Annotated in this window: 19 protein-coding genes, 1 tRNA gene and 4 pseudogenes; 12 read left to right on the forward strand and 12 right to left on the reverse strand. The window is 59.3% G+C overall.

Annotated elements, in window-relative coordinates:
* Window positions 1-107: 107 nt before the first annotated feature.
* Complete coding sequence (aspT, locus tag JCM25143_RS01710) at window positions 108-1,796, forward strand: aspartate-alanine antiporter (protein ID WP_035370316.1); 1,689 nt, start codon at window positions 108-110, stop codon at window positions 1,794-1,796.
* A 222-nt stretch (window positions 1,797-2,018) separates the two neighbouring features.
* On the opposite strand, the gene JCM25143_RS01715 is transcribed toward aspT, so the two are convergent.
* From JCM25143_RS01715 to JCM25143_RS01730, 4 genes are all read right to left on the reverse strand, one after another.
* Window positions 2,019-2,109 (reverse strand) — tRNA-Ser (locus tag JCM25143_RS01715).
* Window positions 2,110-2,195: 86 nt separating this feature from the next.
* Complete coding sequence (locus JCM25143_RS01720; RefSeq protein WP_025859810.1) at window positions 2,196-2,828, reverse strand: phosphoribosylanthranilate isomerase; 633 nt, start codon at window positions 2,826-2,828, stop codon at window positions 2,196-2,198.
* A gap of 1 nt (window position 2,829) precedes the next feature.
* Window positions 2,830-3,543 (reverse strand): orotidine-5'-phosphate decarboxylase, encoded by a 714-nt coding sequence (pyrF, locus tag JCM25143_RS01725; protein WP_025859811.1) that lies wholly within the window; start codon window positions 3,541-3,543, stop codon window positions 2,830-2,832.
* A complete protein-coding gene (locus tag JCM25143_RS01730; protein ID WP_025859812.1) occupies window positions 3,536-3,892 on the reverse strand; it encodes a LapA family protein in 357 nt (118 codons plus the stop codon). Before JCM25143_RS01730 ends, pyrF begins: the two co-directional genes overlap by 8 nt.
* A gap of 249 nt (window positions 3,893-4,141) precedes the next feature.
* On the opposite strand from JCM25143_RS01730, the gene pdxA reads away from it, so the two are divergent.
* From pdxA to JCM25143_RS01770, 7 genes and pseudogenes are all read left to right on the forward strand, one after another.
* Window positions 4,142-5,131, forward strand: coding sequence for a 4-hydroxythreonine-4-phosphate dehydrogenase PdxA (gene pdxA / locus JCM25143_RS01735; protein WP_025859813.1), 990 nt, complete (start codon window positions 4,142-4,144; stop codon window positions 5,129-5,131).
* A pseudogene (locus JCM25143_RS15915) lies at window positions 5,128-5,867 on the forward strand (pyridoxine 5'-phosphate synthase). The gene pdxA and the pseudogene JCM25143_RS15915 overlap by 4 nt, the downstream one beginning before the upstream one ends.
* Complete coding sequence (locus JCM25143_RS01745) at window positions 5,864-6,259, forward strand: hypothetical protein (protein WP_025859814.1); 396 nt, start codon at window positions 5,864-5,866, stop codon at window positions 6,257-6,259. The pseudogene JCM25143_RS15915 and the gene JCM25143_RS01745 overlap by 4 nt, the downstream one beginning before the upstream one ends.
* Before the next feature lie 7 nt (window positions 6,260-6,266).
* On the forward strand, window positions 6,267-7,442 hold the full coding sequence (locus tag JCM25143_RS01750; protein ID WP_081773436.1) for an anhydro-N-acetylmuramic acid kinase: 1,176 nt from the start codon (window positions 6,267-6,269) through the stop codon (window positions 7,440-7,442).
* 51 nt (window positions 7,443-7,493) lie between these two features.
* Window positions 7,494-8,003 (forward strand): hypothetical protein, encoded by a 510-nt coding sequence (locus tag JCM25143_RS01755; RefSeq protein WP_025859816.1) that lies wholly within the window; start codon window positions 7,494-7,496, stop codon window positions 8,001-8,003.
* A gap of 383 nt (window positions 8,004-8,386) precedes the next feature.
* A complete protein-coding gene (locus JCM25143_RS01765) occupies window positions 8,387-8,566 on the forward strand; it encodes a DUF3311 domain-containing protein (protein ID WP_025859817.1) in 180 nt (59 codons plus the stop codon).
* Window positions 8,556-10,034 carry a sodium:solute symporter family protein gene (locus tag JCM25143_RS01770; protein ID WP_051542750.1) on the forward strand — a complete coding sequence of 493 codons (1,479 nt, stop codon included), beginning with the start codon at window positions 8,556-8,558 and terminating at the stop codon, window positions 10,032-10,034. Before JCM25143_RS01765 ends, JCM25143_RS01770 begins: the two co-directional genes overlap by 11 nt.
* An 83-nt stretch (window positions 10,035-10,117) precedes the next feature.
* Here JCM25143_RS01770 and JCM25143_RS01775 read toward each other — a convergent pair whose 3' ends face one another.
* From JCM25143_RS01775 to JCM25143_RS15925, 5 genes and pseudogenes are all read right to left on the reverse strand, one after another.
* Complete coding sequence (locus JCM25143_RS01775; RefSeq protein ID WP_025859819.1) at window positions 10,118-10,429, reverse strand: hypothetical protein; 312 nt, start codon at window positions 10,427-10,429, stop codon at window positions 10,118-10,120.
* 103 nt (window positions 10,430-10,532) lie between these two features.
* Window positions 10,533-10,715, reverse strand: coding sequence for a hypothetical protein (locus JCM25143_RS01780; RefSeq protein WP_025859820.1), 183 nt, complete (start codon window positions 10,713-10,715; stop codon window positions 10,533-10,535).
* Between the two features lie 147 nt (window positions 10,716-10,862).
* A complete protein-coding gene (locus JCM25143_RS01785; RefSeq protein WP_148299971.1) occupies window positions 10,863-11,996 on the reverse strand; it encodes an acetoin dehydrogenase dihydrolipoyllysine-residue acetyltransferase subunit in 1,134 nt (377 codons plus the stop codon).
* Window positions 11,996-13,022, reverse strand: a pseudogene (locus JCM25143_RS15920) (alpha-ketoacid dehydrogenase subunit beta). The gene JCM25143_RS01785 and the pseudogene JCM25143_RS15920 overlap by 1 nt, the downstream one beginning before the upstream one ends.
* Before the next feature lie 43 nt (window positions 13,023-13,065).
* Window positions 13,066-14,030: pseudogene (locus JCM25143_RS15925) on the reverse strand (thiamine pyrophosphate-dependent dehydrogenase E1 component subunit alpha).
* Between the two features lie 253 nt (window positions 14,031-14,283).
* Here JCM25143_RS15925 and JCM25143_RS01800 point away from each other — a divergent pair.
* Window positions 14,284-15,279: a helix-turn-helix domain-containing protein gene (locus JCM25143_RS01800; RefSeq protein WP_025859822.1), complete on the forward strand. Its 996-nt coding sequence runs from the start codon at window positions 14,284-14,286 to the stop codon at window positions 15,277-15,279.
* Window positions 15,280-15,283: 4 nt separating this feature from the next.
* Here the strand turns inward: JCM25143_RS01800 and JCM25143_RS01805 are convergent, their stop codons facing one another.
* Complete coding sequence (locus tag JCM25143_RS01805) at window positions 15,284-15,772, reverse strand: PACE efflux transporter (protein WP_234394869.1); 489 nt, start codon at window positions 15,770-15,772, stop codon at window positions 15,284-15,286.
* Window positions 15,773-15,863: 91 nt separating this feature from the next.
* On the opposite strand from JCM25143_RS01805, the gene JCM25143_RS01810 reads away from it, so the two are divergent.
* The 3 genes and pseudogenes from JCM25143_RS01810 (at window position 15,864) to JCM25143_RS01820 (ending at window position 19,791) form a co-directional block, all read left to right on the forward strand.
* Window positions 15,864-16,793 carry a LysR family transcriptional regulator gene (locus JCM25143_RS01810; protein WP_025859824.1) on the forward strand — a complete coding sequence of 310 codons (930 nt, stop codon included), beginning with the start codon at window positions 15,864-15,866 and terminating at the stop codon, window positions 16,791-16,793.
* Window positions 16,794-16,923: 130 nt separating this feature from the next.
* Window positions 16,924-18,425: pseudogene (locus JCM25143_RS15930) on the forward strand (aldehyde dehydrogenase family protein).
* An 82-nt stretch (window positions 18,426-18,507) separates the two neighbouring features.
* Window positions 18,508-19,791 (forward strand): NAD(P)/FAD-dependent oxidoreductase, encoded by a 1,284-nt coding sequence (locus JCM25143_RS01820; RefSeq protein ID WP_025859825.1) that lies wholly within the window; start codon window positions 18,508-18,510, stop codon window positions 19,789-19,791.
* Between the two features lie 9 nt (window positions 19,792-19,800).
* Here the strand turns inward: JCM25143_RS01820 and JCM25143_RS01825 are convergent, their stop codons facing one another.
* The gene (locus JCM25143_RS01825) at window positions 19,801-20,415 is read right to left on the reverse strand and encodes a TetR family transcriptional regulator (RefSeq protein ID WP_025859826.1); all 615 of its coding nucleotides are present in this window, start codon (window positions 20,413-20,415) and stop codon (window positions 19,801-19,803) included.
* A partial coding sequence (locus JCM25143_RS23160) for a hypothetical protein (RefSeq protein WP_234394870.1) occupies window positions 20,351-20,661 on the reverse strand: 311 nt, incomplete at its 5' end. The genes JCM25143_RS01825 and JCM25143_RS23160, both read right to left, overlap by 65 nt.

Here is a 20,661-nt window from a genome sequence, read left to right on the forward strand (position 1 = left end):
TTTATTACGTTCTTCATTCTCCACGCCTCCATCAGAAAAAACTGGTGGAGGTGTCTTGCAGGACTGGCTGCCGACACCGGGCCATCCCATGAGTAAAGGGCTGACAGATGATCTTCCATTGGGTTGAACAGACATTACGGGCCTCGCCGGAGTTGGCAATTTTTCTTACACTGGCAATAGGTTTCTGGATCGGTGCTCTCAGGTTTGGCAGCTTCAGTCTCGGAGCGGTGACAGGAACACTGCTGGTTGGTGTTCTGGTCGGCCAGATGGGAATAATAATTTCACCACAGGTGAAATCGGTATTCTTTATCATGTTCCTGTTTGCTGTAGGCTTTGGTGTAGGACCACAGTTTGTCAGAGGTATCGCGAATGATGGATTGCCGCAGGCAGTGTTTGCAGTCATCATTTCCTTTCTTTGTCTGGGCTGTATTTATATCGCGGCGCGTCTTTCGGGCTATGGACCGGGCATGGCAGAAGGACTACTTGCCGGGTCGCAGACCATCTCTGCTTCAATCGGTCTTGCAACCGATGCGATCAATCGCAGCACGCTTTCTCCAGAAAAAATACAGTCGGAACTCAATGCAATTCCGGTTGCCTATGCTGTTACCTATCTGTTCGGCACGGTTGGCACGGGTTGGATACTGGCGTTTCTCGGCCCCAAATTGCTTGGCATCAATCTTGAGCAGGAATGCCAGCGCTACGAACGAGAGATGAATATCAAGCCGGTGAACGAAAATGCCGAAACAGCCTGGCATGAATATATTGTGCGTGCCTACAGACTGAAAACAGTCGGGCTTATTGCCGGTAAAACCGTTGAAGAAGCGGAGTGCGTTACGCATTCACGCATTTTCCTCGAAAACTTACGGCGTGATGGAAAAATTATCACCTTCGACAAAACAACGGTGTTGCAGGAAGGGGATATTGTTGCGGTATCAGGTCCGCATGACGCACTGGTTTACTGGTCCAATCATGCAGAAGAGGTTTCTGACCGGGAACTGATCGATATTCCGATTGAAACAGTCGATGTTGTCGTCACTAGCAAGGCGCTAGACGGCCGCAAACTTACGGAATTGTCGGATGCTCCTTACGCGCAGGGGATTTATATCAACAGTATCCGTCGTGGGTCCATGAATGTTGAAATTCCAGTGCTGTCGGAAACAGCGATTAACCGGGGTGATATCATCAGCATTACGGGTAGCCGGCGCAATGTCGAGCGCGTTGTCAGCGAAGTCGGTTATGCTGATCGGCCAACAAACGTAACCAGTATGGTGCTGGTTGGCGCTGGTATTTTTGTGGGTGGCTTGTTGGGTTCTCTTGTTCTGCCGGTTAGGGGTATTCCCATTACATTGTCGTCTTCCGGTGGGGCGCTGATTGCCGGGCTGGTTCTTGGCTGGCTGCGCGGGGTTACACCGCGCCTAGGCAGTGTGCCTGCGGCATCCGTATGGTTCATGAACACCGTGGGGCTGAATATTTTTATTGCGGTTGTTGGAATTTCTGCTGGCCCGACCTTTATCAAAGGATTGCAGGATGCGGGCGTGAATATTTTCTTCTGGGGGGTATTTGCCAGCGCTGTTCCCATGATTCTTGCGCCGTTTATCGGAAAGTATATTTTCCGCTTTGACCCCGCCATCAATCTTGGCTGCTGTGGGGGGGCGCGTACAAGCACGGCCTCTGTCGCCATGATTGCGGATGTCGCAAAGAGCAATGTACCAATGCTGGGATATACCGTCCCCTATGCAGTCAGTAACACGCTGCTGACCATGTGGGGGCTGGTGATCGTGCTCCTCCTGTCCTGATCAATAAGACTGCTTGACTGAAGACGCACCGTTATCGGGGAGATAGCGGTGCGTTGATGTTTGTGTGCTGGTGCAGAGAGTACAATCAGGCCGAACGCACCGCTTTGCGGCTGTCAGAATAAAACTGAGCCAGGCCTCATGCTGCCCTGAATCGTATGGCATGCTAAATGCTCATGGCGCTCGGTAGCGCTATAAGTATTTTATTTTTGTGGGATTTTTTGTTGGCGGAGAGAGAGGGATTCGAACCCTCGGTACGCTATTAACGTACACACGCTTTCCAAGCGTGCGCCTTAAGCCGCTCGGCCATCTCTCCAGCGCGAGAGAGGTAATAGCAAGTTTCCGGGCGCAGGCAAGAGGGAAAGCGACTATCGGGGTGATTTTTTGATGTTTGTCCGGGTTTTATCGCGCCGCAGCGTCACGGGCATGGGTAATGAAGCGTGCAATGGCCTCAGGGTCCTTGATGCCGGGGGCTTTTTCCACGCCGGAGGAAACATCGACAGCGGGAGCACCTGTCGTACGAATGGCCTGTGCAACGCTATCCACATTCAGCCCGCCCGCCAGCATCCAGTCGAAAGGGGGCTGCCAGCCGCTCAGGAGAGACCAGTCCAGACGTTGCGCGTTACCGCCTGGCCGTGTGGCGCTCTGAGGGGGGCGGGGTTCAACCAGAATACGCTCCACCGGGCAGGATAGTGGCAGGTCCGCCTGTGTGGCTATGGGGCGTGAGAGCCAGACTGGCAGGCCAAAACGCTGGCGGATGTGCCGGGCGCGTTCATCGGTGGCATAAATCTGCAGGATATCCAGCGGCACATGGCGCAGGGTGTTTTCCACGCTGGCGTCATCCGGTTCCACAAACAGGCCAACACGCTCAGGCCCGCCAACAGTGCGGCGCGACAGGACGGCTGCCTGTTCGGGGGTGACAAAGCGGGGGGAGCGGTCAAAGAAAACAAAACCGATCCAGTCCGCACCGTGGGTTACGCAGGCATCAAAGCCTTCGGCTTCTGTCAGACCGCAGATTTTAACACCTACGGGCATGTCAGCCTGCCAGTTCCGCTGCAATGGCCGCTGCGGCTGCTGCCGGGTTTGCTGCGCGGGTAATGGGGCGGCCCACGACAATCCAGTCCGCTCCGGCATCGCGCGCCTGAGCGGGAGTCATGATGCGTTTCTGATCCCCCTGATCACTCCCAGCGGGGCGGATGCCGGGGGTGACCAGAACGGGTTTTGCCCCCAGTTCCTGCCGCAGAAGTGCTAGTTCATGTGCGGAGCAGACCAGACCGTCCATGCCGGAATCCATGGCTAGCGCGCCAAGCCGGAGGACCTGATCACGCGTGCCGCCGGTTACGCCGGTTTCTGCCAGAGCGGCATCGTCCAGACTGGTCAGAACCGTTACGGCCAGCAGTTCAGGCCGGGCATCCGTGGGGAATGCTTCGTCACAGGCGGCGCGTGCGGCCTGCATCATGGCGCGGCCGCCACTGGCATGGAGCGTGAGCAGGCGCGGACGCAGGCGGGACAGCGAGCGCACGGCTGAGGCCACGGTATTGGGAATGTCGTGCAGTTTTAGGTCAAGGAACAGGGGCTGCGTGCCCGCAACGTCAGAGACCGCATCAAACCCGGCGGCATAGGCGAATTCCAGCCCGAGCTTGATCATGTCCGCATGGCCACCTAGCTCGGATGCCCATTGCCGGGCCTGCGCTGTGTCCTGCGTATCCAGCGCCACGATAAGTTTAGTGTGCCGTGGCGTATCAGACATTGGGGTTCCGTTCGTTTTCCGGTTCGGGGAGGGGAATATGCGGGGTGCCTGCCAGTGTGGGTTCAAGCCGCATGGGGGTGGCCAGAGCCGCCTGTGCCTGTGCAAGCTGGGCTTCAAGCTCGCGCACGTGCTGCTCCGCCTTACGGGCACGGCGGCGCTGGCGCAGTTCCACCACCCATAGGCAGAACGCACCCAGCAGGAATGCAATGCAGGCCACGCTAAGGGCTAGCACCCCTGCGGAGGTCTTCCAGCTATAAGTCAGCAGCCACATGTCCAGAGGGTCCTGATTACTGGCGGTGAACGCCACGAGAACCAGCAGGAACGGCACAACAAGTATCAACCTGATCATGGAGTTGTGGTAGCCTTATCGCCCGGAAAGAACAAACGGAAAGAACAGATGGGCCTCCCTGTTCGCTCCGCTGGCGGGAACAATAACAGTTCCCGGACAGTGTGGGGCAGAAAACGCGCGGGCGGGGTGTACCGTTGCACGCAGGCCGCTGTCTGTGCCTTTACGGGCGGGCGTTTCTAGGGTTTTGTGGCCGGGAACTCAATCTGTCCCGCCTGACAAGCGCTGACCTTCCATTATTCGGACCCTGAAATGCTGGTTCTGACACAGGGCGACCCTGCAGGGATTGCGCCGGAAATTACCGCAAAAGCCTGGCATGCCCTGCGTGAGCAGGGGCCTGTTTTTGTGTGGGTGGGTGATCCAGCCCTGCTGGAAGGGCTTGCGCCGGTTAGCGTTATCCACGACCCGGCGCAGGCGGCAGAGGTTTTTGCCCATGCCGTGCCGGTGTTGCCTCTGTCTCTGGCAGTGCCTGCGGTGCCCGGCCAGCCAGACCGCCGCAACGCGCCGTCCATACTGGAGAGTATTCGCCGGGCGGTGGCGCTTGTGCAGCAGGGTGTGGCGGATGCGGTCGTGACCAATCCTATCAGCAAGGATGTGGTGCAGGGGCCGGATTTCACGCATCCGGGACATACCAGTTTTCTGGCCGAGCTCTGCGGGGCGGAAGGGCGCGAGGTTATGATGCTGGCGGGGCCATCGTTGCGGGTGGTGCCGGTAACCGTGCATGTGGCACTTAGAAAAGCCATCGAGCAGCTAACAGCCGAGCGCATTGTAGAGACGGCACGCACGGTCGCAGCCGGTCTTGCACGGGATTTTGGCCTGATGCATGCGCCCCGTCTGGCTGTGGCGGGGCTGAACCCCCATGCGGGCGAAAACGGCCTGATGGGGGATGAGGAGCAGCGGATCATTATCCCCGCCATCGAAACCCTGCGGGCAGAGGGCTATGAGGTGGCAGGCCCCATGCCGCCGGACACTATGTTTACCCCACAGGCGCGGGCGGCGTACGATGTTGCCCTGTGCATGTACCATGATCAGGGTCTTATTCCGCTCAAGACACTGGATATGGCGCAGGGTGTGAATGTGACGCTGGGCCTGCCCATTGTCCGCACCTCGCCCGACCACGGCACGGCTTTTGACAGGGCTGGGCAAAACAGGGCAGACCCGACCAGCCTTGTCTGCGCCCTGCAGTTAGCGGGCAGACTGGCAGACAACCGGCAGAAGGCAGAGGGAAGGAAGACGGCATGACAGCGGCAATACGGCTGGGGGTCAATATCGATCATGTCGCCACAGTGCGGAACGCACGCGGTGGCGCACATCCTGACCCGGTTGAAGCCGCGCGTCTGGCCGTGCAGGCCGGGGCGGATGGTATTACAGCGCATCTGCGCGAAGACCGCCGCCATATTCGCGATGCCGATCTGCGCCGCCTGCGGCATGAAATCAAAGCTCCGCTCAACATGGAAATGGCGGCCACGGATGAAATGCTGGCCATGGCGCTGGACCTGTTGCCCCACGCCTGCTGTATCGTCCCGGAACGGCGTGAGGAACTGACGACCGAAGGCGGGCTGGATGTGGCCGGGCATGAGGCATCACTGGCCGGGCCTGTGCAGAAATTAGCCGCTGCTGGCGTGCGTGTGTCGCTGTTTGTCGATCCTGATCCCTTGCAGATTGCAGCCGCCGCGCGGATTGGTGCGCAGGTAGTGGAACTGCATACCGGTGCCTATGCCGAAGGCGCGTAGGTGAACTTGAGCGCCTGCACGCTGCCGCCCGGCAGGCGCTGGCTCTGGGGCTGGAAGTGCATGCAGGCCATGGACTGACTTATGAAAATGTTGGGCCGGTTGCGGCTATTGAAGGGTTGAGCGAACTCAATATCGGCCATTTTCTGATTGGACAGGCCATATTCGACGGGCTGGCCGCTGTGGTGGTGGAAATGAAGCACTGTATCGCTTTGGGTGCTGCGGCGGGCCGGGGTGCTGGCGTATGACACAGGAAAACGAAGCTCCGGCTGAATACCGGACACCTCGCGCGCTCATGGCGGCTGTTGTCGGTATGGGGGTGCTGATTGTGGTGGGCACGGCCCTGCTGATTGGCGTGATCCTGCATCGGATGAATGGTGGTGGCCATAAGGCGCCGGCTGGCGTGCCGCTGGTGGAAGCAACGCCTGCTCCCGCAGTGGTACCTGCTCCCACCGGTCCGGGTGCGCCTGTTGTACATCTGCCTTTGGGGGTGGATGAGCATCTGTTGGGCCTGACCCGTGTGCAGGATGGGCTTGTGGCCATACAGGTGTCTGGCCCGCATGGTGATCGGGTTCTGCTGTGGCAGGTAGGAACCGGGCAGGTGCGTCCGGGGCTGGATACTGCCGTTTCGGCACCCTGAGGGGATTATGGCGCTTTCTGCTCATGCTTTTATCGGCCCGGTGAATGTTGTCGGGCTGATGAGCGGCACCTCGCTCGATGGGGTTGATGCGGCCCTGTTGTGTACGGATGGAGAGCAGGTGCTGGCCCATGGGCCTTCGCTTACACAGCTATACCCGCCGGAACTGCGCGCAAGCCTGCGTGACCTGCTTGACCGCGCTCCAATGCTGGCACCGGATGACCCTGAGCTTCTGGTGGCAACCCACGCTCTGAGCCGCCTGCATGCAGAGGCCGTGCTCCAGCTTTGCCGGAGGGCGCCGGATATGCCGCCCGAGCTGGTCGGCTTTCATGGGCAGACCATTCTGCACGCTCCCGCAAGCCTTGCCACGGGGCAAGCCGGTGCAGGGCGTACATGGCAGATTGGTGATGCCGCGTTGCTGTCCGCCATGACGGATCTGCCCGTTATCCATGATTTTCGGAGTGCCGATGTGCGGGCCGGGGGAGAGGGCGCGCCACTGGCTCCTCTTTATCATGCGGCCCTGCTGGCTGGTCAGCCACGCCCTGTGGCCGTGCTCAATCTGGGCGGGGTGGCCAATCTTACTCTTGTGCGGGGCAATGGCGCTGTACTGGCCTGCGATACCGGGCCCGGCAATGCACTGCTGGATGACTGGGCTATGCGCCACACCGGGCGGCCATTTGATCAGGATGGTGCGCTGGCCCGCGCGGGGCGGGTGGATAGCGCCGTGCTGGACGCCATGCTGGCCCACCCGTTTTTTGCCCGGCCAGCCCCCAAATCGCTCGATCGGCTCAGCTTTCACGCCCTGCTGGCCCTGCTTGATGGGCTGGGAGCGGCGGATGGAGCCGCGACCCTTACGGCTTTGAGCGCACAGGCGGTAGCCCGTACGCTTTTGCCGGAACAGCCTGCGGCATGGTTTGTCTGCGGGGGTGGGCGGCATAATCCCGCTCTTATGCAGGCTTTGGCCAATGCGCTGTCTGCACCGGTGCAGGCCGTGGAGGCACTGGGCTGGAAGGGCGATGCGCTGGAAGCCGAGTGTTTTGGCTTTCTGGCGGTGCGCAGCCTGCGGGGCCTACCGCTTTCCCTGCCAACCACAACGGGCGTGCCGACACCGCAGACCGGTGGCCGCCTTACCTGCGGGGGCATTACGCCCTATGGTCGCGCAGCATGGCTGCCGTTTACGCCGTAGCGTGAAACCGCTACCGAAGAGGCGGACCGAATCAAGAGAAGGAACTTCCGCATGAAACGTTTCCTGGCCCTGTGTGCCATTCTGCCCGGACTGGGCTGCCTTGGCACAGCCGGTCTTGGTTTGGTGACTGCCGCTTCTGCCCAGACGGTTGTTGATGGCAGCATGCCCAAGGCCCCCACACCTTTTGTTTCGGCCTCGCTCAAGGCGCTGCTTAGCCGCGCGCAGGACAAACATGCCGCCGTGCGCCACCTGAGCGTGCATGAAACGGTGGAAAAGAAACAGGTTCTGTGTGGCGAAGTCAGCACCGACCCGTCCACCCCGCCGTCTGAAGGCAGCTTCATGAAGTTTGGCGCGCTGGAAGGCGGAGATGGTCCGATCGTTTTCGAAGGGCGGGACATTCCCGCAGCCCTCGATTTCCGGGAAGTCAACCAGTGGATCAACTATGGTGCGGACATGGAAGATCTGGAGGAAATGGGCTGCGTGCCGGAGGGGAGCTACCGCGCTTACAGCGACAAGCTCAACAAGGTGCTTCAGCACCGCAAGGTGGACGGGCTGCGCTAGTCCTTACGGGCTCGCTGTAAGGGCCCGCTTTGTGCGGGTCTGCTCCTGTCGGGAAACAGGTGCCTGCAGCGCGCCGGAAGGCGGCTGTGCGAATCCAGCCCTGACTGGCTGATAAGGCGATCAGACCTGTTATCTGCTGAAAAAGACGCGGGATCAGGGGGTGTACACGCTATGCACCATCTGGCTGCAACCCTTGGAAAACCGCCGTTTTGTCAGCATGCTTTCTCACATTGCTGTTATAACAGGACATAACTGGGATGCAAAAGCAACAAAGCTTGCGCGTCTGTCGTAAAATGCAGTGAGCGTGATTGACAGGGGACGGGTTGTTGCGTCATTCCTCTCCTGTTACGCACGAAAAAAACAAAAAGAAGCGATTTTTTGTAATGAAATATCTCAACCTGCTGCTGTTGCTGCCCTTTGTGGGGCTGCTCTGGATGCCGCTCTACGACAAGGCCGACCCGGCCCTGCTCGGTTTTCCTTTTTTCTACTGGTACCAGTTCGCTTGGGTGCCGGTTACATCCGTGATCATCTGGATTGTATGGAAAAAGGGTCATGACGCATGAGCGACATCAATCCGTGGGCGTTGGCGTCTTCATTGTTTTTTTTGCCGCGACCATCGTCATCGGCTCTTCCATTCAGGTTATCCGCCGCCTGTTCCGCAGCCATAGCAAGGGCAGCAACGCGCAGGAAGAATGGGGCCTGGGTGGGCGTGGGTTTGGTCCGTGGGTCACGTGGTTTCTGGTCGGGGGTGATTTCTACACCGCCTATACCGTTATCGCGGTGCCGGCACTGGTCTATGCGGTGGGGGCTTATGGCTTCTTTGCCCTGCCGTACACGATTATCGTGTACCCGTTCATTTTCCTTGTCATGCCCAAGCTGTGGAAAATCGCGAATGATGGCGGCCACTCAACGGCGGCGGACATCGTGCGGGCACGCTTTGACAGCCGCCTGCTGGAAGTCATTGTCGCACTGACCGGGCTTGTCGCGGTCATGCCGTATATTGCGCTCCAGCTTATCGGTATCCGTACCGTGGTGCAGTCGCTGGGCCTGCCGGGCGATCTGCCGCTGATTATCGCCTTCCTGTCGCTGGCTGCGTATACTTGGATGGGTGGGCTGCATGCGCCTGCGCTGACAGCCTTTATCAAGGATATCATGATCTATATCGCGGTTCTGGTCGCGGTTACGGTCATTCCCATGCACACGGGCGGGTATGCTGCACTGTTTTCCAACGTTGCTCCGCATGAAGCGGTGCTGAAGGCGGGACAGGGTCTGCCCTATGCCACGTTGGCGCTGTCTTCCGCCCTTGCAGCGTTCCTGTATCCGCACACGCTTACGGGTATTCTGGCTTCGCGTTCGGCTGATACAATCCGCCAGAACGCGGTTTACCTGCCAGTGTACACCATTGTGCTGGGGCTGATCGCCATGCTGGGCTTCATGGCGCACGCGGCGGGCATTGTCACCACCAACAACTCGCTTGTGGTGCCCATGCTGTTCCAGAAGGTGTTCCCTGCATGGTTCGCCGGTTTCTGTCTGGCTGCTATTGCCGTGGGCGCTCTGGTGCCTGCCGCTGTGATGGCGATTGGCGCGGCCAATCTGGTCACCAGCAATCTGCTGCCTGCACAGTCCAACCCGGTTATGGCCAGCCGGATGACGGCGCTTGTTGTTAAGGTGGGTGCGCTGCTGTGCGTGCTGTTCCTCAATGCCAAGTTCGCCATTGATCTGCAGCTTCTGGGCGGTGTTATCATTCTACAGACCTTCCCTGCTCTTATTCTCGGGCTGACCCGTTTGCGCCTGTCCACCATTTCTATGCTGGCGGGCTGGATTATTGGTTCCGTTGTTGGGCTGGGGCTGTGCTGGATGGATGGCCTTAAGCCGGTGCACCCCATTAATCTGGGGTTTGTTTCGGGCAATGTTTCCACCGGGCTGCTGTCGCTTGGTGTCAATATCGCCGTGGTGCTGGCCATTTCCCTGCTGAAGCCGGGTCGTGTTCATACTTCGGCTGGTCAGGTTGTTTCAGGCGAGGCCGCCTGAAACAACCTCCGCTTTCAGCGGTGCAAGCATTAAAAAAGGGGGGAAGCCTAGGCTTCCCCCCTTTTTTGTGACGTCAGGCCAACTCAGAACGGTGAGCGGGTCAGATCCTGAACGGCGCTTTTGGTGTTGTTGATGCGGTCTTTCTCGGTCTTGACCTTGTTCTGCACCTTGTCACGCTCGGTGGTGTATTTGGAACGTTCCTGCTCAACCCGCTTGGAGACATTGCCTGTAGCGGCATCGACGCTGTTGCGTGCGGAGGTTTCGGCGCTGCTCTTGGCGGAGTTCAGCGCGTTTTGGCCGATTTCGCTGGCGGAGGGCAGAAGCTGCGCATTGGCGTCCGCTACGACGAGACCGGAAGCAGCAATGATAAGCGAGGCTACAAAAAAGCGTTTCATAAAATAAGAACTCCTTGTGATACCAGAGGGTTGTAGCGCCAGAAAAGGGCATTGGTGTGACCCTGTAAAGGCGCTTTACCCTTTCTTTATGGCATGGCGGTCATTACCAGCGCGGTTGCTGCGGCCGGTTCCAGCCATCGCCACCACCGGGGGGCTGCTGCCAGCCGCCCGGCGGGGGTGGCCTGTGGTCTTCATGCCAGTGCCGGTGGTGGTCGCGCGGTCCACCGTAGCAGCCGGAGAGAAGTAGCATGGCAAAGGCGAGGGGAATGAAGGATGCATGTTTCATGATTTGTATCTCCTGCTCTGTTAACAAAGCATGCAAAGCAGGCAGAAAATCGGCATGTTTTAGGCTGGAGGGCCAAAAAAATAGCCTGCCCGCTTTCCGGTAAGGGAGCAGGGCAGGCCGGGTTTTAATCGTAGGAACGCCTGAGGGTCAGGGTGTGCCGTGCAGCGTGGCCGCAAGCAGGTCGTTCACCTGTGCTGCTTTTTCCATCTGTGGCATGTGGCCTGTCTGGGGCAGGCGGGTCACGGTTATGGAGGCGGGTAGCCCCTGAGCCGCTTCGGGCGAGAGGATTTTATCGGCCTCGCCCCAGATCACCTGCACCGGACCACCGAACGTGCTCAGCACATCGCGCAGGCTGTCTTTCTGTTGCCCGTTCGGGAAGCAGGCTGCCGCAATGGTTTCAAGACCCTGTCTGGCACCATCAAGGCGTTTGAAACGGATAATCCCTTCCACCATGTTGCGGGTGATGAGCGAAGGATCATTGACCAGCAGAGCCAGCACGGGTTCGAGCGTTTTGCGCCGGTCAGCGGTAATGAACCCTTCAATAAACTCCATGTTGATGTCCGGCCCCAGCCCGGCTGGGGCAATCAGGCCCAGCGAGGCTACCTTGTCGGGGTGAGCGCGGGCCAGCTCCAGCGCAATGGCGCCACCCAGAGAATGGCCCACCACATGGGCGCGTTCGATGCCCAATGTTTCCAGCAGCCGGGCGGTTATGGCAGCCAGTGCCGCCGGTGTGCCGTCGCTCACCTGTTTGGTGGAGCCGCCATGCCCCGGCAGGTCGAAGGCGACAACCCGCTGCTGTGCTGCCAGTACATCCTGATTAAGCAGCCAGTTTGTCAGGTCGCCGCCAAAACCATGGATCAGCAGCACGGGCAGTCCGTCGCCTTGTCCCATGTCCTGTACCTGCAGGCTCAGCCCATCCACATCAATCAGGGTGGGGCGGGCCTGCTGGGTGCTGGCATCGTCCTGTCCATCCGATGCGCTGAACGTGCTCTGGAACTGCTCGATAAAAGCGTCGATCTCGGCATCACTGGTGCTGCCTTCGGCCAGCACGCCAATTAGCGCGCCCACGGGCAGGGTTTCTCCTTCCGAGGCCACCTGCCTGCGCAGCACGCCCGAAGCCGGGCTTTCATAGCCATTGGTGATCTTGCTGGTTTCGATATCCGCAATTTCCTGCCCGGCTGACACCGTGCTGCCGGGTGTGACAGACCATCCGGCCAGTTTGCCTTCTGTCATGGCCAGACCGAATTTGGGCATGGTGATGGGGGTAATGACAGTCATGATCAGGCCTCCTGCCGGGCTTTGTACCCCATGACGGAGCGGACAGCGGCTTCGATCCGTCCGACATCGCAGGTAGAGTTTTTCAAGAACAGTTGCGAAGGGCACGGGCGTATGTGGCGGCGTGACACGGCGGATCGGCGCCTTGAGGGCATCGAACGCCTCTTCCGCCACCAGGGCTGCGACATCGGTGGCCATGTTGCAGCGTGGGCTTGATTCATCCACGATAACAAGCCTGCCGGTATCCGCCACGCAGTCCAGAATAGTCGCACTATCCAGTGGCGATGTGGTGCGTGGGTCTATGACCGTGCAGGAAATGCCATCCTTTGCCAGCCGGTCTGCTGCCTCATTGGCAAAGCCTACCATACGGCCAAAGGCCACAAGGGTGACATCATCACCCTCGCGCGTCAGGTTCGCCTCGCCAAAGGGGATGGTGTAGGCCTCGTCCGGCACTTCCTCCTCATCATCATACATCACCTTGTTTTCAAGGAAGATGACCGGATCATCATCGCGGATGGCTTCGATCAGCAGGCCCTTGGCTTCGTAGGGGGAGGACGGCACCACCACCTTAAGCCCCGGAATATGGGTAAAAATGGGATACAGCGCCTGACTGTGCTGGGCAGCGGCATTGAAGCCCGCACCATACATGGCCCGGATAACCAGCGGGGTGCGTGCCTTGCCGCCAAACATGTAGCGGAATTTGGCCGCCTGATTCATAATCTGGTCCAGACAGCAGCCGACAAAATCGACAAACATCAGTTCCGCCACCGGGCGCAGGCCCGTAGCCGCCGCCCCTGCCGCCGCCCCGATATAGGAGGCCTCGGTAATGGGGGTATCCAGCACGCGCTCGGGGCCAAACTCGGTATAAAGCCCTTTGGTGACACCCAGCACGCCGCCCCATGCGTCTGTCACGCCTGATGTGCCGCCCTGTCCACCTGCCACGTCCTCGCCCATCAGGATGACGCGCGGGTCACGCCGCATTTCCTGCCGCAGGGCTTCATTGATCGCCTGCCGAAAGCTTTTTTTTGACATTGGAGTCTTCCTGTTTTCCTGAAATCTGTTTTATCCGGCGGGATCAGTACGAAACGTACACATCGCGCATCAGGTCTTCCTGTTCGGGCAGGGGGGCTGCCTTGGCGGCCTGCACGGCGGCATCGACCCGGCTACGCACAGTGCTGTCGATATCATCGAGGCTTGCGCCATCCAGCAGACCCGCCCCCGTGGTGCGAGTGCGAAAACTGCTGAGGCAGTCATGTTCATGCGTTGTTGGGCGACTTCATCACTGGCGCGGTAGGACATGGCGTCCCCTTCGAAATGGCCGTACCAGCGTGCCAGATGCACATGTAGCATCACCGGCCCCTTGCCCGAGCGGGCATAGGCGATGGCTTCTCCCGCCGTTTCGTAAACAGCAAAGAAATCCGTGCCGTCACATTCGAAATAGGGCATGCCAAATCCGGCGGCCCGGTCTTTCTGGGTGCCCGCACAGGCATAGGAAGCCCCTGTGGCTTCGCCGTAGCCATTATCCTCGCATACAAAAACTGCAGGCAGTTTCCACACACTGGCCAGATTCAGGCTCTCGAGCGTGGTGCCTTCGTTGGAGGCACCATCGCCATAGAATGCTACGGCAACGCCGTCCGTCTTCAGCAGCTTGTGTGAGAGTGCGGCCCCACAGATCAGCGGTGGCCCGCCGCCTACGATACCGTTGGCTCCCAGCATGCCTCGTGCCAGATCGGCAATATGCATGGAGCCTCCCTTGCCCCGGCATACGCCCGTGCTGCGGCCGTAGATTTCGGCCATCATGCCTTCAACTTCCACGCCCTTGGCAATGCAATGGCCATGGCCGCGATGCGTGCTGGCAATGGTGTCGCTTTCTCCCAGATGCGCGCACACCCCAACGGCCGAGGCTTCCTCGCCGCAATAAAGGTGGACAAAGCCCGGAATTTCTCCCGTGGCGAATTCGGTATGCAGCCGTTCCTCGAATTCGCGGATTGTCCGCATCGAACGATAGGAGTGCAAAAGAATATCCCGTGCGATCTGCATGGTGTTGTCTCCGGCCTGCCATCTTGCGATGGACCAAGAAAAATGCTGGCGGAGCAGTGTGGATTTTTGAAAAATGCCTGTATTGCGCCGCCGTGTCCGTAAAGGGAACATCTTGCTTGGCAGGCGGTAAAGCCGTGCCGGGGCGGACGTAACAGGGATGTGACGCGACGCGGGCTTATTTGTCGCTGTTATGACACATATAAGGAATGAGGATGATATAACAGCGTGGACAAGGCAGGAGAGGGGGGCGAGTATGACCCGTGTTACCGTGTCTGATAGTCAACTGGCGGTGTTATCCGCCCGGCTGCGCCCCTCGTGGCTGCGCTGTGCCAATGACTATAACCTGCCCGCCAGCGCCATTTCTCTCGATACCCTGCTGTGTGCCGCGGAACTGCGGCAGGCGCGGGCGCGCATGGGGGTGACCATGCGAATCTGCGACCCGGAGTTGGATCGCCTACAGGCGATTGTGTCCACACTGGATTATAATGTGCTGCTGGCCGACCCGCAGGGCATTGTGGTGGCGCACAGGGGAGACGCCCCGCAGGAAAAAGGTTGCCGTCGCTGGCATTTGTGGTCGGGTGCGAACTGGAACGAGACCCGTGTGGGCACCAACGGCATAGGCACCTGTCTGGTGGAGCAGGTGCCTGTAACCGTGCACCGCGAGCAGCACTGGAGCATGGACCTGCGTTATCTGAGCTGTTCCGCCGTGCCGTTTTACGGGCCGGATGGGCAACTGGCCGGTGCGCTGGATGCCAGCTCAACCCGCCCGGACCCCTCGGAGCGTATCAGCACCATGATGGAAGCCGTGCTGATTGATGCGGCCCGCCGTCTGGAGCGGAGGAGTTTTCTGGAGGCTTTCCGCGCCCATACCGTTATCCTGATGGGCGAGGGGGCTGGTATTTCCCTTCCCATGGTGGCGCTGGATGAGTCGCGTACCATTGTGGGGGCCACGTTTGCCGCGCGCCGTCTGCCGGGGCTGGGTGATCTGGAAAACCACTGCGTGCGGTTTGATCTGGGCTCTCAGGCCGCGCTGGCTTCAGGGTTTGAGGAAGCCGAACGGGGTGTTGTGCAGGGAGCACTGGCGATGTGTCAGGGGCGGGTAACGGCTGCGGCCACTCTGCTGGGTATTAGCCGCTCCACCCTGCACCGCAAGATCAAGGCCATGGGCGGGCGCAGCAATCTGGCCCGCATGACAGCCCGCTCGGCCCTGCAGGCGCAGGAGCGGCGCGTTTCGGCGGTGCAGCCGTAAAGTATCAGGCCTTGCAGAGTTCTGGCGTGGAAAGTGGCAGCGGAAAGAGGTGGTCATACGCCAGATTGAAGAGAAACGCGTAAACCAGATAAAACCCGGCCAGTGAGAGTGTGAGCGGCAGCGAGGCCAGAATGGACAGGCCGCAATACGCCGCAATGGCGGGCAGAAGAATGACCTGCAACCCGGCTTCGAACCCGATGGTATGCACTACGCGCGTCAAAGTCGTCTTATGGGTGGTTGCCCGCCAGCGTAGCATGATGTGGTCGAACAGCAGATTGTAGAAGAAATTCCATGTTGTAGCGGTTATGGCGCTGCCAATGCCGATCACACCCATGGCGCTTTCATGCAGGCCGAACAGAATGCTGCCGCAGGGAATGACAATGGACAGGGCTACCAGTTCAAACAGCAGCACATGGCGCAGGCGATCCGCGCCGGTGCGCAGGCCGTGGCTGGTTTCTTCAGCAGGAATTGGGGCGGAGGGTGCTTGTTTCATGGAGGTGTTGACGCCGTTTCGTGTTGACATGGGCGCAACCTATCTTTTTCTCTGGGTTTACAAAGATAGAAACCATCTGGAAAACAGATAGATGAATGTCTCGCTCGAACAGTTGGAAGCCTTTGTCGCAACAGTGGAGAGCGGCTCCTTTTCTGCCGCGGCTCGCTCTTTGGGGCGAGCGCAGTCCGCTATCAGCACGCATGTGGCTAATCTGGAAATTGATCTGGGTGTGGCGCTGTTTACGCGCAGCGGACGTGTGCCGCAGCTGACAACGGAAGGAGAGCGGCTATTGCGCGAGGCCCGCGTGGTGCTTGAACGCCGAGAGCACCTGATAGGCGTTGCCCGCTCCATGGGGGATGGGGTGGAAAACCGGCTGGTTGTCGCCTTGGACGAACTCTATCCAGAATATGTTCTGGGGCCGATTTTTTCAGAATTTTCCAAGGTTTTTCCGCATGTCGAGGTCGAACTGCTTTTCCCTCTGATGGAAGATGTCGGGCATCTGGTGCTCGAGGGCACGGCCCAGCTTGGTGTGATGTGGCAGCAAAGCCGTATGCCAGCAGATCTGTCGTTCAGGACAATCGGGCGCACGGAACTGCTGCTGGTGTGCGGGCGGGATCACCCACTGGCGCAGGGTGGACCGGTTTCATGGGAAGATCTGAAGCGCTATCGCCAGATTCTGGTGGCATCGCGTGGGCAGGAGCGCGAACGCCAGCATTTGCGGGTTGCGGGTGAGGTCTGGTGGGTGGAGAGCTACTGGGTCATTCTTGAAATGGTCAAACATGGCGTGGGCTGGGCTTTTGTGTCCGACCATGTTCTGGCCTCTTCCACCACCGCGCCGGATATTGTCACGCCGGAACTGGCGTTTGATGCCGGAGGGCGGCAGGTGCCCATGGCGGTGGTGTGGCACCGTAAGCGCCAGAGCGGCATGGCCATGGACTGGCTGAAAAACCGCCTGTGCGATAGGCTTATTCTGGAAAGATCGCCTCCTGTAAGGGTATTGGACGCGGAGCTTAAAAAATGACACTCAGTGTCAAAATTCACATGGATGTGATGAGCAGGGTGATTGTCTGCCCAGTCATGACTGTATAACACCGTATACGAACAACAGGCCTAAATTAGTCCTGTTTCCTGTCAGATTATGGAGCCTGTCCGTGTCCGTAACTCAAGAACCTCCCTTTAAAGCCCGTTATGAAAATTACATCGGTGGTGAATGGCGCGCGCCCGTAAAAGGGACGTACATGAAAAACACCACCCCGATCGACGGGCGTGTGCTGTGCGAAGTGCCCCAGTCCACGGCTGAAGATATTGAGCTGGCACTGGATGCCGCGCACAAGGCCTTCAAAAGCTGGGCGCATACTTCCGTTGCTGAACGCGCGGCCATTCTGCTCAAGGCCGCCGACCGGATGGAAGCCAATCTCGACCTGCTGGCCCGCGCCGAGACATGGGATAACGGCAAGCCCGTGCGCGAAACGCTGGCGGCCGATATTCCGCTGGCCATTGACCATTTCCGCTATTTTGCTGGCTGCATCCGCGCGCAGGAAGCACGCTCAGCGAAATTACGGATACCACCATCGCCTATCATTTCCACGAGCCGCTTGGCGTTGTGGGGCAGATCATTCCGTGGAACTTCCCGCTGCTGATGGGCTCATGGAAGCTCGCACCCGCTCTGGCGGCTGGCAACTGCGTAGTGATGAAACCTGCTGAAACCACGCCTGCCAGCATTCTGGTGCTGATGGAACTGATCGGCGATCTGTTCCCGCCGGGCACGCTTAACATTGTTAACGGTCTGGGGCGTGATGTCGGGGCCGCTCTGTCCACCAGCCCGCGCCTTGCCAAGATCGCCTTTACCGGCTCCACCCCCACCGGCAAGATGATTGCTCATGCTGCCGCCGAAAACCTGATTCCGGCCACGCTGGAACTGGGTGGCAAGTCTCCCAACATCTTCTTTGCCGACATCATGGACCAGGATGACGACTATCTGGACAAGGCGATTGAAGGCTTCACGATGTTTGCCCTCAACCAGGGCCAGATCTGTTCCTGCCCCAGTCGCGCACTTGTGCATGAATCCATCTATGACCGGTTTATCGAGCGTGTTCTGCCGCGAGTGAAGGCGATCAAACAGGGTAACCCGCTTGATCCTGAAACCATGATGGGGGCCCAGAACTCCGTCATGCAGCAGGAGAAAATTCTCGAATATATCGCTATCGGCAAGGAAGAAGGCGCGGAACTGCTGGCAGGTGGCGGCAAGCCTGATCTGGCGGGCAGCCTGAACAACGGGTGCTTTGTGCAGCCGACGGTGTTCCGTGGCCATAACAAGATGCGTATCTTCCAGGAAGAAATCTTCGGCCCGGTTCTGGCGGTCACGACGTTCAAGACCGAGGAAGAAGCGCTGGCTATTGCCAACGACACTCCGTTTGGCCTGGGTTCTGGCGTGTGGTCGCGCAATGCCAATATCTGCTACCGCATGGGGCGAGGGCTTGAGGCCGGGCGCGTGTGGGTCAACTGCTATCACGTCTACCCGGCTCATGCTGCCTTTGGTGGTTACAAGAAGTCTGGTATTGGTCGTGAGACACATAAAATGGTGCTCGAGCACTATCAGCAGACCAAGAACATGCTGGTCAGCTACAGCGAAAAGAAGCTCGGCTTTTTCTGAGCTGAACATGGTGGGCGGGGAAGAGCGCGCCCCGCCCACCATGACTTTGACTCTGCCCCTTGAACGGAATTTGTAACAGGCTATGGCGACAAAATCAGAAATCCTCATCGTTGGCGGCGGTGTCGCGGGGCTGGCATTGGCAACCCGGTTGGGAGAAACGCTCGGTAAACGCGGCGAGGCCCGCATTACCCTGATCGACAAGAGTTTCTCTCATGTCTGGAAACCCATGCTGCACTGTTTTGCGGCTGGCACGGTCCAGAACGAGAATAACCGTATCAGCTTCATGTCGCAGGCTAGCCGGCATTATTTCGATTTCTGGCCGGGTGAGGTGATCGCGGTGGATCGCGAGAACCGCAAGGCCGTGCTTGGCCCGGTGCAGTCCACCGATGGTACGGTGGTGCTGGAAGAGCGCACGGTGGAATACGATGCGCTGGTGCTGGCCATAGGTAGCTGCGCGAATGATTTTGGCACGCCGGGTGTGGCGGAGCATTGCCTGTTCATCGACAATCTGGTTGAGGCAAACGGCTTTAACGAGAAATTCCGCCTTGAACTGCTCAAGGCGTTTGCCGCCAACAAGGAACTGGATATCGCCATCGTCGGCGGCGGTGCGACTGGCACCCAGCTTGCGGCAGAACTACATAAGGCGCTCGACCTTGTGCGCCTGTACTCATTCGAGGGGAATCCCCCGCGGCTCAAAATCACCCTGCTGGAAGCCGGCGCGCGCATTCTGCCCGCCTTCCCTGAGCAGGTATCGGAAGCCGCACGCAAGCAGCTTGAGCATATTAAGGTGGAAGTGCGCACAGGCGCGCAGGTTTCCGGGGCGGATGCGGGCGGCTTCATGCTCAAGGACGGCAGTTATGTGCCAGCAACGCTGCGGGTATGGGCCGCAGGCGTAAAGGCTCCCACCGTCACAACCCGTTTCGGGGGGCTAAGCCTCAATCGTTCCGGTCAGGTGATTGTACAGCCGAATCTGCGGTCGGTGGATGACGAGCGCATTTTTGCCATGGGTGACTGCTCGTTTATTAGAGATGAACCTCTGCCCCCCACGGCGCAGGTCGCCCGGCAGCAGGCCCATCACCTTGCCCGCCATCTGCCTGCGCTGATCCGCAATGGCACGGAGGTGCCGCACTGCGTCTTCCGCAACAAGGGCGCTATTGTCGCGCTGGGGGATTATAACGGCTGGGGTACCTTGCCCGGCGGTACCGTTTTCGGCGGTGGCATGTTCAAGGGCCTGTCCGCGCGGCTTGGGCATCTTATGCTGTATCGCCAGCATCAAGTTGAGCTGTACGGATTATACCGCGGTCTTCTGTCCTGTCTGGCAGACTGGATCGATGCGCTGGTTAAACCCTCAATCCGTCTGGATTGAGGGCTCTCGCTACACGTCTTCCAGAATGCGTGCCTGCAAGGCCATGACCTTGCGCATAATCGGCACGAGAGACGGACGGCCTTTAAGCCGTATCCATTCATCAATTGCGGTACGAAAAGCAGCAATGCCAGAGCGTGCCGCCACACGGGCCGCCAGCCCGCTATCGGGCTGGTTGGTCAGGTGGTGCGAAAGTGCCTCAGCCAGACTGTCTTCCCACTGTGCGTATTTACGCAGGCTGACAGGCAGCAGTGCCGGTGTGCGTTCAATCAGATAGACAAACGCATAGGCTTCAGGCTGGGTGCGTGCCATATGCGGCACCACGGCTTCCAGTGCCGAACAGAGCATGGCCTGCGGGCTGGTTCCGGGTAGGCACCCAGCCACATGCGCGCGCAGGACATCGGTCATCTGCTGCGCCCAAGCCGTGACGATATCCGCCTTGGTCGGAAAATAACGAAATAAAGTGCGGCGCGAGACTCCGGCTACCTGAGCGATTTCGTCGGTGGTGGTTTCTTCAAAGCCCTTGGCCGCCAGCAGGGCCATGGCTGCACTAATCAGTGCGTTATGCGTTTCCTGCCGCCGGGTCTCCCGCCGTGACAGAGGAATATCCTTCTCTGGCGCTTCCACCGGGGGAGGCGCTGTGTGGGGCTGAGGGGAAGAAGGGGGGAAGGGCAACGGTCTCGCGCTCCGGGTTCACTATAGAATGCGGACAGTATGCAAAGGCTTCTGCCTTGCCCGTCCGGATGGCTGCATCAGATGCAGGGAACAGGCGGCAAGCCTGCTCCAGTGCCTGATTATGTACCTGATCCACTGCCAGATGGGAAACCCAGCCCGATTCCGCCATTGGTCGGGGGCGGGAGAATCGGTTTGCAC

The sequence above is a fragment of the Acetobacter papayae JCM 25143 genome, from assembly GCF_000613285.1.
GTDB classification, from domain to species: domain Bacteria; phylum Pseudomonadota; class Alphaproteobacteria; order Acetobacterales; family Acetobacteraceae; genus Acetobacter; species Acetobacter papayae.